We start from the raw sequence: 13,647 nt of genomic DNA on the forward strand, positions 1-13,647 counted from the left end.
GGCGCAGAGGCGCTCCCGCGCAAATTGCATTTTCCCCGTCCATCGGCTATAATAAGCGCAGACAATTGGCGTTCCAAGGCATGAAACAGGATGGGAAAGAGGGGTTCTTATGAGACATCAGATTGAAAACGGCAGTTTGACCCTTGAAGCCGACACACACGGCGCGGAGCTCTGCTCGCTGCGCAAGGCGGGCGGGCCCGGCGAGCTGCTGTGGAGCGCGGACCCGGCGGTCTGGGGGCGGCACGCGCCGCTCTGCTTCCCCTGGTGCGGCCGCATGCGGGACAACTATTTCGAGGAGGGCGGCCGCCGCTATGAGGCGGGGTCCCACGGCTTCGCCCGCGACATGGAGCATATGCTGTCCGCCTCGGGGCCGGATTTCCTCACCTTCCGCCTCGGCTGGAACGGAGAGACCCTCGCCCTCTGGCCGTGGAAGTTTTCGCTCGAGACCACCCACCGGCTGGAGGGGGATTCCGTCGTGACCGTCTGCCGCGTCCAGAACGAGGACAGCCGCCCGATGCCCTTCCAGCTCGGCTTCCACACCGCGCTGCGCTGCCCCTTCACGCCGGGAAAGGCCGCGACCGACTACCTCGTGCGCTTTGAGCGGGAGGAATCCCCCCTGCGGGTCCGCTGCGACGAAAACGGGCTCGCCACCGGCGAGGAGACCCCCGTCTTCCCCGGCCAGTCCGCCGTCCCGCTCACACCCGGGCTCTTCGACGACGACAGCATCTGCATGAAGGGCCTGCGCTCCTCCTGGGTCCAGCTCGAGGAAGCGGAAACGGGCCGGTATCTGCGCATTTCCTGCGAGGGGTACCCCTATACGCTGCTCTGGAGCAAGCCGGGCATTCCGGGCTTTCTCTGCATCGAGCCGTGGCACGGCCTGCCCGGGCGGGCGGACCTGGGGCACGCGTTCTCCGAACGCCCCTGCCTCACCACCCTCGCGCCCGGAGAAAGCTGGTCGTGCACCCACATTCTCACCGCCGGCGTGTGACCGGCCGGAGGCCCCTGTGAAAGAAGAGCCGCGCGGACGAATTCGTCCGCGCGGCTCTTCTCGATTGGCCGAATGCCGCCTCCCACGTCATTGTCCGCCTTAACGCGTAATTTCGCGGTCCATTTGAGGGAACAATCAGGAAAATATGCAGGATACGCTTTGACTTTCCAATACCGATGCCGCATAATGAACATGACACTACTGCCGGGCGCAGACAGGAGGATAACCCATGCCGAACATTTTTCTGGTCGAGGACGACCGGGCGATCGCAAAAAACCTGACGCTTTTGCTCCGCTCGGAGGGCTTTTCGGTCATCCACGCTCCCACGCGTGAGGAAGCCCTCACCGCGCTCGCCGGGGACCCGTTCGACCTGGCGCTCATCGATATTTCCCTGCCCGACGGGAACGGTTTCACGGTTTACACGGAGATCAAGGCGGCGCGGGAGATCCCCGTCATCTTTCTGACGGCCTCCGGGGATGAGGCGAGCGTGGTCACCGGGCTGAACATGGGCGCGGACGACTATATCACCAAGCCGTTCCGCCCGCGCGAACTGGTCGCGCGGATCAAAACGGCCCTGCGGAAAACCGGGCGCTCCCCCGCCGCGTTCAATGTGTGCGGGCTCCGGGTCGACCCGTCCAGCGGCGTCGTGAAAAAAGAGGGTCGGGAAATTTTCCTATCCGCGCTGGAATACCGCCTGCTGCTGGTGTTTGTCAACAACCCCCAAAGCATCCTCACGCGGGACCGCCTGCTGGACGAGCTGTGGGACGCCGCCGGCGAGTTCGTCAACGACAACACCCTGACCGTCTACATCAAGCGCCTGCGCGAAAAGATCGAGGACGACCCCGCCAACCCGCGGATCATCCTGACCGTCCGCGGGACGGGATACCGCCTGGGAGGCAGCCATGTTTCGGAATAGGGAGGTCCGGCGGTTCGCTGTTTTGTTTGCCGCGGTCGCCGTGACGGCCGCCGTGATCGGCTTTCTTATCCGCCCGGCGGCCGGAATCCTCTCCCTCCTCTCTTCCGCGGCCTTTGGGGCGGCGTTCTACGCGTTTACCCGCGCCCGCTATCAACAGATCGCGGAGGTCTCAGAGCAGATCGACCTTGTGCTCCACCATGCCGACCGGATCTTCATCGGCGGATCGGACGAGGGCGAGCTGTCGATCCTGCAAAGCGAGGTCACGAAAATGACGCTGCGGCTCCGGGAGCAGAACGACGCGCTGAAGCAGGAGAAGGCGCACCTTGCCGATTCGCTGGCGGACATCGCCCACCAGCTCCGTACCCCGCTCACATCCCTGAACCTGGTGCTCTCCCTGTTGGCGAACCAGCCGGACGCGGGCGGACGCAAGGCGCTGCTGCGGGAAGCGGAGGAGCTGCTTACGCAGATGGACTGGCTGCTCACCTCCCTGCTCAAACTGTCCCGGCTGGACGCGGGCATCGTGGTTTTCCAAAGCGAACGGGTCGACGTGGCTAGCCTTGTCGACGCCGCGCTCCGTCCGCTCCAAATCCCCATGGAGCTGCATGACGTCTCCCTGCGGGTCGACGCGCCGGAAGGGATCGAAATTTGGGGCGACGCCGGGTGGCTTTCGGAAGCGCTCCGGAACATCCTCAAAAACTGCATGGAAAGCGCGGGCGACCACGGGAAGATCGAGGTCGTCTGCGAGGATAACCCCCTGTATGCCGGAATCGTCATCCGCGACAGCGGCGCGGGCTTCGAGCGGGAGGAGCTGCCCCGCCTCTTCGACAGGTTTTACCGCGGGAAAGGCACAAACGCCGCGGGCTGCGGGATCGGGCTGGCCCTCTGCAAGACGATCATCACGCGGCAGGGCGGGACGGTGACCGCCGGGAACCATCCGCAGGGGGGCGCGGTCTTTTCGATCCGTTTCCCAAAGTGACGGATCTCTCACCCGAAAGTCACCGGGATGTCAGCCAAATGTTCTATGATATGGGTAAGCCATGGGAAAGGAGGCTCCCATCATGGAGCTTTTAAGGATCGAAGACCTGTGCAAGGTCTACGGAAAGGACGCGAACCGCGTCGTTGCGCTTGATCACGTTTCGCTGACCGTTGAAAAGGGGGAGTTCGCCGCCATCATCGGCCCCTCCGGCTCGGGCAAATCCACGCTGCTCCACATCGTCGGCGGCGTGGACGTGCCCACCGGCGGCAAGGTCTATCTGGACGGGCAGGACGTCTACGCCCAGAACAACGAAAAACTGGCGGTCTTCCGCAGGCGGCAGGTCGGGCTGATCTACCAGTTCCACAATCTCATCCCCACCCTGAACGTGGTGGAGAACATCACCCTGCCGATCCTGATGGACCGGCGCCGGGTCAACGGGGAACGTCTGGAGGACCTGCTGCGCCTGCTCGGCCTGCAGGACCGCAGGTCCCACCTGCCCAACCAGCTTTCCGGCGGGCAGCAGCAGCGCGTCGCCATCGGGCGCGCCCTGATGAACGCCCCGGCGGTCATGCTGGCCGACGAACCCACGGGCAGTCTGGACAGCCGGAACGGGCATGAGATCGTCAAGCTGCTGAAGGAGAGCAACCGGAAGTACGGGCAGACCCTGCTCCTCGTCACGCATGACGAAAACATCGCCCTGCAGGCGGACCGCATCATCGGCATATCGGACGGCAGGGTCGTGAGAGACGAGCGGGTGCGGCCATGAATATCTTGCATAAAGTCGCCCTCCAGGGGCTGAAAAAGAACCGCACGCGCACGGCCGTCACCATCATCGGCGTGATCCTGTCCGCCGCCATGATTACGGCCGTCTCCACCTTCGGCGTCTCCCTGCTGGACTATATGGCAAAGGGCGCGGCCCAGAGATACGGCGGCTGGCATTTGGCGTTTCTGGACGCCGACCCCTCCTTTGCGCGGGAACGGGCGCTCGACCGGGACGTTCTGGAGACCGTGTCCTTTGAAAACATCGGTTACGCGGCGCTGGAAGGCGGCAAAAACCCAAACAGGCCGTACCTTTTCATCGCCGGTTTCAACGCGGAGACCTTCGACGCGCTGCCCTTGACCCTGCTGTCCGGCAGGCTTCCCGAAAACAGCGGGGAGGTCCTCGTTTCAGGGAATGCCTCGACGGACGGCGGCGTCTCCTGCGCGCCGGGCGACACACTCTCCCTCGCGGTGGGAAGCCGCGTGCTGGACGGCGCGGCGCTCGGACAGGGCGACCCATACGAGGCAGGGACGGAAACGCTTCAGCCGCGGGGCGAAAAGACCTACACGGTGGTCGGTATCTGCGGGACGCCCGCCTTTGAGCCGGATTCCGCGCCGGGGTACACCCTAATCACGCGGACGGACGCGGCGGAAGGCGCGGACAGCTCCGCCCTCTTCGTCAAGCTGAAGAATCCGCGCCGGGTGCACGCCTACCTGCGCGGCGCGGCGGACGGCCGTCCGTACATCCTGAACCACCATGTCCTGCGCATGCTGGGCCTCTCAAACGACCCGGGCGACAGAATCTTCAACGCCTTGCTCTTTTCGTTCGGGTGCATCGTGGTCGTGATCATCATGGTCGGCTCGATCTTTCTCATTTACAATGCCTTCAGCATCTCCCTGAACGAGCGTACCCGGCAGATCGGGATCCTCGCCTCCGTGGGCGCCACGGCGAAACAGCTGCGGAATTCGGTGCTCTTCGAGGGGCTCTGCATCGGCGCGGTCGGCATCCCGGCCGGCGTTCTTGTGGGGCTCGGCGGGATCGGGCTTGTGATCTCCTCCGCCTCCCGTCAGTTCGGGGATATCTTCCACACCGAGATTCCCCTGACCATGCATGTGTCCGCCCTCGCGATTGCCGGCGCGGCAGCGGTCAGCCTCGTCACGATCCTGATTTCGGCCTATATCCCGGCCAGGAGGGCCTCTAACACGCCGGTGATGGAGTGCATCCGCCAGACGAACGAAGTCAAAATGGAATCCCGGGCGGTGAAAACGTCGAGGCTGGCGGAGCGTGTCTGCGGTTTGGAGGGCACCCTTGCGCTGAAGAATTTCAAGCGGAACAAAAAGCGGTACCGCAGCATCGTGATGTCGCTCATCCTGAGCGTCGTGCTGTTTATCTCAACGAGCGCCCTTGTCGCCGACTTGAAGCGGATGTCGGAAGACGCGAAAGTGGTCACCGACTACGACGTGGGCTTCGGCGCGCAGGAGCTGGACGACGGAGAATTGCTGCGGCTCTATGACAGCCTCGAAACCGCCGGGGGCGTCACCCGGAGCACCTGCCAGTCGGTGGTGGAATACGCCTGTACCGTCCCGGCCGGCATCCTCTCGGACGATTACCGGGAATATGCGGGGGTGGATCCCGCGGGGGAACCGGTGAAGCTGCCGATGGAGCTCCAATTCCTCGACGACGACGCCTACCTGGAAATCATCCGCGGGCTGGGCCTGCCGGCCGAAGAATACGCAGGGGAAAACGCCAGGCTCATCGCCGTCGCGAAGATGCAGGACCGACGTGCGGAATCCTTAAGCCAGCTTCGCGGCCTGTTCGCCGCTCCCGCCGCGGACGTAACCATCATTCCCCTGTCGGGCGGGACGCCGAAGACGGAGCTCGGGCGGGAGGTAAGCCTTACCTTTGTGGAATTCGTTCCTCCGGATACGCCCCCGGTGATGGGGGCCTCCCCGCAGCAGCCGTATGTTTTCCAGGTGATGGCCCCCTGGTCGCTCAAGGAGGCGTTCATTCCCTCCGGCGACCCGGTGGACGTCAGGGTCAAGGGCCTGACCTTTCAATCGGAAAACCCGTCCCGGTCGGCGGCTGAAATGAAGGAGATCATCCGGGCGGAGGGGTTGACGGTCCCCTATCTGCTGCTCAACGCCTCCGAAATGCTCGAGGAAAACCGGAGCTACATCTTCGTCGCCAACATGTTCGCCTATACGTTCATCATCATGATCTCGCTGATCGCGGTCGCCAATGTGTTCAACACGATTTCCACGAACATCAAGCTGCGCAGGCGGGAGCTCGCCATGCTCCGCTCCGTGGGGATGTCCGACCGGGATTTCAACAGAATGATGCGGTTTGAGTGCGTGTTCTACGGCGCGAAGGCCCTGCTTTTCGGGCTTCCCCTGGCGGCGGTGTCCTCCTGGCTCATCCACAAGGTGATGGTCGTGGACCGCGTGAAGTTTACGCTGCCGTGGACGAGCATCGGGATCAGCGTGTTCAGCGTGCTGCTGGTCATATTCGTAACGATGGCTTATGCCGTCGGCAAAATCAAAAAGGAAAACATCATCGACGCGCTCCGGGACGACATAACCTAAACGGATGCGAAAATCGGGGGACGGCTTCTGCCGTCCCCCCGATTTAATCTTCCGCCCCGAAAAATGGGCCGAACACTACAAAAAAGTCCGCAACGAAACCGTTGCGGACTTTTGTGGAATTGTAAGAAGCACCGGGATATCGGTTCTTTTTTCCATATGGATCACCTGACCTGCTCCTGAAATCGTTTGTCCGGAGCGGGACGCTCGAATGGATATGCGACTGCGCCGCCCCATTTCGCGTCCTTTCCGCGTCCGATTTTTCACCTCCATCATAACCCAACCCCGTTGGCATTGCGACGGGAAACCTGTGGCAGAAGTGTGTCAGCCCTTTACCATTTTCCCGGAATGCTTTATGATAAGAGCATCGGTATTTAAAGGGGTGCTTTTTATACCGCAGACCATCTCCCTTGCGGATGACGAAAAAAAGATCCGCGACCTGATTGAAACCTTCCTTACGGAGGAGGGTTTTGCGGTCAGGACATTCCCGGACGGGGCCGCCCTGCAGGCTGCCTGCCGGCAGTCGATGCCCGATTTGGTGATCCTCGACATCATGATGCCCGGCGTAGACGGGTTGAGCCTCTGTTCCCAACTGCGCCAGGGCGAAGCCGTTTTTGCCGCTCGAACTGGTGGCGCGGGTACGCGCTGCTGCGAAGGGCAAAGAAAGCGCCGTCCGCTGCCGGCCCTCTCCAGGAGCTTCACTTCGGGCCGCTCTGTCTCTCGCCCGCGTTCCGCACCTCCACGCTCTGTGGTGAGCCGCTGCCGCTGATGGAATCCAGCTTCGATAAGAGCCCGGATGACGATCTTTCGGAGCAGGCCGCCGTTTTTCTGCGAAGCGTCAGCCCATTGGTAAAGAAAATAGGCGGCAGCGCCAACATTCTGGTTTTTCAATCCCGGATGCGGGTGGTCTATGCCGCGACGAACAGGAGCGCGAAGCGCTCACGCCGCTCTCCAACGCCTGTGCCCAATACATCCGGTCCAGCGCTTCCCTTAGCAGGCGAGGCGGTTCCACTGGAAACGGCGGATGGCGGCGACTACCTGGTCTGCTTCTATGGAGTACCGAGCGGGTCCATGCTGGTAAAATATCTGATCACCTACTGCCCGATTTCCGAGATCGGCGGCTGGGTCCGGGATGCGTCGGTCCTGGTGCTCGTCATTTCCTCGCTCTTTGCCCTGCTGGCCCTTGCGGCGCTTTGGATCACCGCCCGCGGCATTACACGGCCGCTTCAGCGGCTTTGCCGGGAGTCCGAGCGGATCGGAGGCGGCGGTTTTGAGGAGATTGCGCAGTCTTTCCCGCTGTTGGAATTGGAGGAGTTGCGGCTCGCCATGAAAAGGAGGCTACCCGCAATGAAGAAGAAACGGATTTCCTACCTGTTGGCAGCGTGTATGACCATATGCCTGTTTTTCTCAGTTGCACTGACAGCATGCGCATCGTATGAAAAAAGCGCGTTGATCGAAAAGGAACAACCGGAACTCACAGAAGAAACGAAACAACTGATTTCGCTGTATCAGAAAAGCCCGACAGAAGAAAATTATCTGAATCTGCGGGACGTTGTCATCAAGAATTACAACGCTGTTCTCGCGAGAAAAGAAGAAAAGCTGTCCGTACTGCGGGGCGAGGCCGCGGGCAAGCCGGGCGGTGAGAAAATCATCTCTGAAATGGAAGAAATCGTCCGGATATGAGGACGTGGGATTCCGTGTGATCCAGGTGCTGCATGGCAAAGAACCGGAACAAAAGGTGGAGCTTGCAACCCTGGCGGCGCCTGTTGTAACGGCAGCAGCCGTATCCCCTGGCGCGATCGAGCTCTCCTGGCAGCCGGTGGATGGAGCGAACGAGTACCAGATTTTTGAATATGTTAAAGACACGGGATTGCTTCGCATGCTGGAACGGGTACATCGGCCACGGTGGTAACCCCTCAGTCCACCATAAACTGCGCGGCGGCCCTGACAGAACGCAACGCCGATATCCAAGTTACGGAATATGAAGGGGCGGCGCACACAGAGGTTCCTGAGAAGGCGTATCTGGAAGACGGCTTGATCAACTGGCTGATTAACGGGTTAAACAGATGCTGTTTATGCAGGATATGGCTTGCATAGCGGAAACATGGAATGGGCTTAGGAGTCATCAGAATCAGGCATAGCAATACAGGGCGCCGATCCCCCAAGCTGGTACCTTGGGGGGCGGCGCCCTGCTTTATCCGCTCAAAATAGGTTCGGCAAAGAGCTGCCGGACGAAGGCCAGCACGGTCTACACCATCCCGATTTCCAGGTCCTCGGGACGGATGTACTCATCCCCGGCGGTACGGTAGCTTTGGCAGTCGGGCGGGCTCTGCTTGCAGAACAGCCAGTCGATCGGATTGCGGATCGTCTCATCGTTTGCACCTGCCGACCGCCCATGGAGAAAGCTGGAGCGCAGGACGGTGGGGCTGAAAAGAGGGTGCGCGGTATCCGCGTCGGCTTCCAGGTGCAGGTGGGGGGCCATCTTCAACGACCCGGTGTTGCCATAGCGGCCAATCTGCGTGTCCTTGTTGACAGCATTCCCTTTTTTCACAAGGATACGCTCCAGATGGAAATACCGCAGGACGAGATCGACGCTCCCGCCGTCACGCCCCTGCGCTTGGGGATACACAACGGCGACGACGTTTCCCACCACCGAATCCGTCCCGGTATCCAAAACCGTCCCCTCCCCCGAGGCGTAGACGGTCCGCTCCCCTCGGCTGCTCACCAGGTCCACGCCATAGTGGACGAAATGGAATCTGTCCAGATATGCCTGCGTCTTCATGCTCGCGGTGAGCAGCGCCTGATTGATCGGCAGAATCAATTTCTGGCTCAAAGCGTCCCCTCGCTTTCCGGGATGGGCTCTTTAGGTGCAAGGGCCTCCAACGCGTCAGAATAGAGGTTGGGATCCAGCTCGCGGTATGGGGAGGCGTTATCCGCCGGCGTGAGTTCGAGAAACCAGCCTAAAATCTGCGGTCCGGGGATGCGGATATAGAAATAATTGGCCGAACTGCCAAAATAGGCCGATTCGCTCTGGCTCCTGCTGGAATTGGATGAGTTATGGCGGAAACCAAAGATGCCGCCCCCGCTGGCCTCGTGGTTTTCCATATACTGCCGGCTGGACTCGGATTCCTCCTTGCTCGATTGGATCCGGATGGTAACGTCCTTGGCGACCACAAAGCCGGTGGGGAAAGCGGGCAGCACATAATCGAGCTGCTTGTTCGCGCCGTCCACCACGGCGTCATAAGTGACCAGCGATCGCAGACGGCCGGCCACATTCTGCCCCGAGGCGCTTATCGCGCGGATCTGATCCTTGGTCAGGCCGCTGCTAACCCGGATGTCCGCCAGACGGAAATAATGATCGCTGAGCTTAAAGAGGGTGGGATTAAACCAGCCTCCCCGGTCAAATGTAACTTTCTTAATCCGAAAACCAATCTCAAGTTTTTTGTTCATGTCCAGTTTTTTCTGGTGTTCCTCCGCGCTCTGCTGGGAGTGCGAAGCGCTGGCGGACCAGAACCAGCCGCCCACGCTCCAGCTGCTCTGGCTGGCGCTGGAGGAGCTGCCGCTGCTGGAAAAACTGCCCGTTTCGTCGCTCTTAATGACGACGTCCATGAAGTTCTCGTCCGCCGCCCCATCTGTCGCCGTCATCAGGGATGCGTCCGGCACCTGGTTTCCTGCGCCTGACAGGATTTGAGGACCCCGTTCACCACCTCCCCGGCAATCCCTTCGATAAGCCCGTAAATGCGGCTCTCGGTGGGGCTCAGGTTTCCCTCGCCCGCCTTTTGGATCTGTTCGATCACTGTCCGGGCCTTGGAGATTGGATCCACCGCTTCCTTGTAGACGCTGACGACCGCTTTGATTGCTGAGACCGCCCCCTCGCCGTACTGGGCGATCAGCTGCTGCTGGGATTCGGAAAGCCGATGCTCGCAGGTTCTGATCTCGTTTTGTAACCGTTCCTGTTCCTCCGGAGGCACCTCAACGACAGTTTGTTCGCCCAGCTGCTCTTTAAGGCTGCGCAGGTGCTTCTGCTTGGCGCGGTAATCCGCGACGAGGCTGTCGGTGGCCATGGTCAGGTCCTTGGGACTCAGGTTGGGACGCAACGCCCTGAACCAGTCGCTGGGCTGAAACTGTACCGGATAAACGTCCGTGGATCCGTCCAGAGAGCGGCGCAGGCTGGAGCGCATCTTCTGTTTTGTGCTTTCCAGCGCTTCAGAAGGCGATGAGACATTGAGGAAGCCCAGAATGGTAAGCACCTCGTGGTAGTGCCCGCGCACCACGGCGTCGTTGTAAAAGTTGCTGACGATCTCCTCCTGGACCAGCCCCTCGGAGGAAAGCCACCGCGCGTAGCCATCCAAATCGTCCCGCGCTTTGTACTCCTCATAGGTTTGATTTTTGACGCTGTACCACTCGTTGCGCCGCTCGAGGAACTCGTCGTAGAGTTCTCTGGCCATCGCCATGCGGGAGAGGGTTTTGCGCTCGCCGCGCACCTCGTCCTCCACGGGGGTCATCAGCCATTCGCGCAGGTTCTTCTGGTCGTGGACGAAGCTCCTCAGCGCTTCCAGCCGCGGCACATAGTTGTTGATCACCGTGTTGAAAACGGTGGAGAGGCGTTCCCCGTTCGGCCCCTGCACCACGGGCGAGACGTCGAAGAGCTGGTCGCTGAGCAGAAATTCCGCCTCCTGCACCGGGTAGGGCTTTGTCAGGGTGCTGTAGCAGTCGTCGGTGTTGTATTCATAGGTGTGGGCGTTGAGCGGGCGGGCCGGGAATTCCATGACAAAGAGCTGGTTCCCCGCCCCCAGCAGCCTGTTGACGTTGTCGTAGATGACGTTCATGACGTCGGCGGACGAATTCTCCTGCAGCGACTGCAGGATGCTTTTTTCAGCCATATTTACGCTCCTTTCAACAGGGGGAGGACAACATCGGTTCGATGATACTTTGGATATAGTCGAATGCGCTTTCGGCATTCTTATAATTCTGGAGCTGACTGCCGCCGGTTCCCGCCGCCTGCTTTTTTATGTAGTCTTCCAAATTTGTTACGCTGATTGGAGTGGTCACTTCTGTAATTCCTGATTCTTCGCGGATTTTTTCCCACAGGCGGAGCAGCGGAAGGATCTTGTTCCAAGAGAATTCCACGCCCTGTGTCGTCCAATACAAAACACTTCTGAGCAGTGAGAAGCGCGCGGCCTCGCTGACGGTGAAAACCGCAAGCGCTTTGCATTTCTTATCTGCGTGCTCCCCGTTTTTAATCAAGTTGTTAATGGCGTCTATCAAGTTAATCATGGTAATTTTCACTTCAGTGTCCACGGGGATTATACTGTATGATATCGCCGCGTTTTTGCTTACGACATAAAGGGTCTTGGGGTCAATCTCCAGGCTGACGGATAATTTATCGCTCTTGAGCTGCACCTCGAAAGTCCCAGTCTGCGTTTTCGCCATGTTCATCAGATCGTCCCACTGTTTGCAGAAGTCTTCTTTTGAGACTTCTTTATCTTTTACCACTGTATCTAGGCAAATCACGACCATACTCAAAAAATGCCTCCTTATCTCATTTCCGGTGGGCCCATCGGTACCTTTATCGTAATTTGGTCTCCATGTTTTGTCAATTATGAACTTATTTGTCAAATTTTTTCCAAAAAATATAAACTTTGTCAATAAATTGACACCATTTTAAAACCTCGTTAAATTAAAAGAACCCGGAGCGGAAGGCCCCGGGTGAAACGAGAAAAGGAGACGAATTTGATGAGAGACATGCTGACGAATTTTGCACTTCTGATGGAATTGGCCCGTGTGGATCCGGAGAAGCTCAGCCGCGCGCTGGAAACAGACCCCTCGCTCATTTCTCGCTGGCGCACCGGTTCACGCAGGCCAAACGCCCGTTGGCGGCGCAAGCTGGCGGACTATTTTCTCGACGCGTGCGGTAATGAAGTCCGGACGCTGCTGGCCGAGGCCGTTCCGCTGGGCCTGGCACAGGGTATCCCGCCGCTGCAGCTCTTGGAGCAGTGGCTCGGAGAAACGGGCGGATCGTGGGAGCACCGGGAGGAACTGCTTTTTTTGTGCCGGAGCGGGCGCTTACGTAGGAAAAGCCAAGCGCGTCCCCAGCACCTTTTGGGTGCGGGAATGCGCTCTGGGGACGCGGTGGTGCGCAATCTTTTGGGGGAGTTCCTTGACTATGCGCTCACGCAGACGGGTTCTGGACGGATCCTGTTTGCCTGCCCAGAAGGGCTGGAGCTATTTACGAGGGACGAGGGCTACAACCTCCCCTTGCAGGAACAACTGCGCCAGGTGCTGGAACGCGGCAAGCAACTGCAAGTTGTGCTGCGCACCGACTACCGGCCCAGCGACGTTGCGTCTGCCTGCGGCCCGTGGCTGTGGGCGCATCTGATGGGATATATCCAGAGCTATTATTACGACGACTTTCGCCTGCTGGAGCATGAAAAAATCCTGATCGGCCTGCGCGGTAGGCTCATGATCCAGGTGCGGGTGGAGGATAACGGCCCAACGGCCATCATCCGCACCGACCCCGCCGGCGTGGCCGAGGTGGAAGCACACTTTGACGCCTGCTTAAAACGTTCCAGGCAGCGTTTTCGCTACAATTTTTTCTCCGAGCCGCAAGACTTCCTGCGCGGCGCGGTGTACAACCGGGAAAAACCGATGTACCTGATTCAAGCGCTTCCGGATCTGGGGATTCGGTGGGAAACCGTCGCTTTGCGGCTGGAACCGTGCGAACTGGCGCTGCTGCAGCGCCAGTTTGGGCTTTTAACGATCTCTCTATGGGAAATAGACAAGGAGGCTGAGGTTCGCCATATCTTCTGCGCGGAGAGCATTGACGAGACTTTGGACAATGCGCGGCACCTCTGCCGGCCCTTGAGCGCCGTCTGCAAAAGGCGGATCTACCTGGATACGCAGGAGCTGGTGGATCAATTGGCAGCGATCCGGCGCGCGCTGGAACAGCGTCCCCAATACAAGGTCTGTTTTATCCCGCGGGAATGGTTCGTCCGTATCAGGATGGAGATCGTGGTATGGGGGAACGAGGCCGCCGTCGCCTGGATTGCCGCCCGGCAATCCGCAGCCTGCCGGGATTATCCAAACGTCGCCGCCCTGCACGGATTCTGCGCGACCGTATGGGAAAAGATCCCGCCGTCGCACCGTAACCGACGGGCGGCGGAGAAGCGGCTCGATCGTTGGCTTGAACGTGCGCGAAGATTTGGTTTCCGTATCGGCCTTTGATGTACATCAAGGCGATTGCAGTACAAGACCTCTATCCCGCGATTTAGGTTGGCCTTTGCCTTAAGCAGCACGGAACACCTCATCAGAAATAACGGCTTTATGGATGCCGGCATACAGATGCCGCCCCATGAAGCCATTATTTTTGATTTACAAAGCGCTGGTACCGGCTGTTTCCAATCTTGCATCAAACCTGATGCTGCATGC

At 59.8% G+C, this 13,647-nt stretch carries 13 protein-coding genes; 9 read left to right on the forward strand and 4 right to left on the reverse strand.

The window, feature by feature from the left end; translation table 11 throughout:
- The first annotated feature begins 109 nt into the window (after nt 1-109).
- The 8 genes from C1A13_RS08520 to C1A13_RS14645 all read left to right on the forward strand — a co-directional run bounded on the left by C1A13_RS08520 (nt 110) and on the right by C1A13_RS14645 (nt 8,131).
- Nucleotides 110-988, forward strand: coding sequence for an aldose 1-epimerase family protein (locus C1A13_RS08520; RefSeq protein ID WP_101551046.1), 879 nt, complete (start codon nt 110-112; stop codon nt 986-988).
- A 229-nt stretch (nt 989-1,217) separates the two neighbouring features.
- Nucleotides 1,218-1,904, forward strand: a complete 687-nt coding sequence (locus C1A13_RS08525; RefSeq protein ID WP_101551048.1) for a response regulator transcription factor — start codon at nt 1,218-1,220, stop codon at nt 1,902-1,904.
- Nucleotides 1,891-2,880, forward strand: coding sequence for a sensor histidine kinase (locus tag C1A13_RS08530; protein WP_101551051.1), 990 nt, complete (start codon nt 1,891-1,893; stop codon nt 2,878-2,880). Before C1A13_RS08525 ends, C1A13_RS08530 begins: the two co-directional genes overlap by 14 nt.
- Nucleotides 2,881-2,962: 82 nt before the next feature.
- Nucleotides 2,963-3,646 (forward strand): ABC transporter ATP-binding protein, encoded by a 684-nt coding sequence (locus C1A13_RS08535; protein ID WP_101551052.1) that lies wholly within the window; start codon nt 2,963-2,965, stop codon nt 3,644-3,646.
- Entirely contained in the window at nt 3,643-6,222 is a 2,580-nt protein-coding gene (locus C1A13_RS08540) for an ABC transporter permease (protein WP_101551054.1), read from the forward strand. Before C1A13_RS08535 ends, C1A13_RS08540 begins: the two co-directional genes overlap by 4 nt.
- A 208-nt stretch (nt 6,223-6,430) precedes the next feature.
- On the forward strand, nt 6,431-6,988 hold the full coding sequence (locus C1A13_RS08545; protein WP_101551055.1) for a response regulator: 558 nt from the start codon (nt 6,431-6,433) through the stop codon (nt 6,986-6,988).
- On the forward strand, nt 6,988-7,902 hold the full coding sequence (locus C1A13_RS08550; RefSeq protein ID WP_101551057.1) for a hypothetical protein: 915 nt from the start codon (nt 6,988-6,990) through the stop codon (nt 7,900-7,902). Before C1A13_RS08545 ends, C1A13_RS08550 begins: the two co-directional genes overlap by 1 nt.
- A gap of 16 nt (nt 7,903-7,918) precedes the next feature.
- Nucleotides 7,919-8,131: a hypothetical protein gene (locus C1A13_RS14645; protein ID WP_146021707.1), complete on the forward strand. Its 213-nt coding sequence runs from the start codon at nt 7,919-7,921 to the stop codon at nt 8,129-8,131.
- Nucleotides 8,132-8,467: 336 nt separating this feature from the next.
- On the opposite strand, the gene C1A13_RS08555 is transcribed toward C1A13_RS14645, so the two are convergent.
- From C1A13_RS08555 to C1A13_RS08570, 4 genes are read right to left on the reverse strand one after another with little or no spacing between them, the layout of a single operon-like run.
- Nucleotides 8,468-9,052 (reverse strand): M23 family metallopeptidase, encoded by a 585-nt coding sequence (locus C1A13_RS08555; protein WP_101551059.1) that lies wholly within the window; start codon nt 9,050-9,052, stop codon nt 8,468-8,470.
- Complete coding sequence (locus C1A13_RS08560) at nt 9,049-9,864, reverse strand: hypothetical protein (protein WP_101551061.1); 816 nt, start codon at nt 9,862-9,864, stop codon at nt 9,049-9,051. Before C1A13_RS08560 ends, C1A13_RS08555 begins: the two co-directional genes overlap by 4 nt.
- Nucleotides 9,864-11,102: a hypothetical protein gene (locus C1A13_RS08565; protein WP_101551063.1), complete on the reverse strand. Its 1,239-nt coding sequence runs from the start codon at nt 11,100-11,102 to the stop codon at nt 9,864-9,866. Before C1A13_RS08565 ends, C1A13_RS08560 begins: the two co-directional genes overlap by 1 nt.
- Nucleotides 11,103-11,115: 13 nt before the next feature.
- Complete coding sequence (locus tag C1A13_RS08570) at nt 11,116-11,745, reverse strand: hypothetical protein (RefSeq protein WP_146021708.1); 630 nt, start codon at nt 11,743-11,745, stop codon at nt 11,116-11,118.
- 210 nt (nt 11,746-11,955) lie between these two features.
- Between C1A13_RS08570 and C1A13_RS08575 the strand changes: the two genes are divergently transcribed.
- Entirely contained in the window at nt 11,956-13,443 is a 1,488-nt protein-coding gene (locus tag C1A13_RS08575; protein WP_101551067.1) for a hypothetical protein, read from the forward strand.
- Nucleotides 13,444-13,647 lie beyond the last annotated feature (204 nt).

The sequence above is a fragment of the Anaerotruncus massiliensis (ex Togo et al. 2026) genome (assembly GCF_900199635.1).
In the GTDB taxonomy this organism is placed as follows: Bacteria; Bacillota; Clostridia; order Oscillospirales; family Ruminococcaceae; genus Anaerotruncus; species Anaerotruncus massiliensis.

Excerpts from the sequence above, each read along its gene's own strand:
- C1A13_RS08560 (WP_101551061.1), bottom strand. The coding sequence starts at position 9,864 with ATGACGGCGACAGATGGGGCGGCGGACGAGAACTTCATGGACGTCGTC.
- C1A13_RS08545 (WP_101551055.1), top strand. The coding sequence starts at position 6,431 with ATGGATATGCGACTGCGCCGCCCCATTTCGCGTCCTTTCCGCGTCCGA.
- C1A13_RS08520 (WP_101551046.1), top strand. The coding sequence starts at position 110 with ATGAGACATCAGATTGAAAACGGCAGTTTGACCCTTGAAGCCGACACA.
- C1A13_RS08565 (WP_101551063.1), bottom strand. The coding sequence starts at position 11,102 with ATGGCTGAAAAAAGCATCCTGCAGTCGCTGCAGGAGAATTCGTCCGCC.
- C1A13_RS08530 (WP_101551051.1), top strand. The coding sequence starts at position 1,891 with ATGTTTCGGAATAGGGAGGTCCGGCGGTTCGCTGTTTTGTTTGCCGCG.
- C1A13_RS08550 (WP_101551057.1), top strand. The coding sequence starts at position 6,988 with ATGGAATCCAGCTTCGATAAGAGCCCGGATGACGATCTTTCGGAGCAG.
- C1A13_RS08525 (WP_101551048.1), top strand. The coding sequence starts at position 1,218 with ATGCCGAACATTTTTCTGGTCGAGGACGACCGGGCGATCGCAAAAAAC.
- C1A13_RS08540 (WP_101551054.1), top strand. The coding sequence starts at position 3,643 with ATGAATATCTTGCATAAAGTCGCCCTCCAGGGGCTGAAAAAGAACCGC.
- C1A13_RS08535 (WP_101551052.1), top strand. The coding sequence starts at position 2,963 with ATGGAGCTTTTAAGGATCGAAGACCTGTGCAAGGTCTACGGAAAGGAC.
- C1A13_RS08575 (WP_101551067.1), top strand. The coding sequence starts at position 11,956 with ATGAGAGACATGCTGACGAATTTTGCACTTCTGATGGAATTGGCCCGT.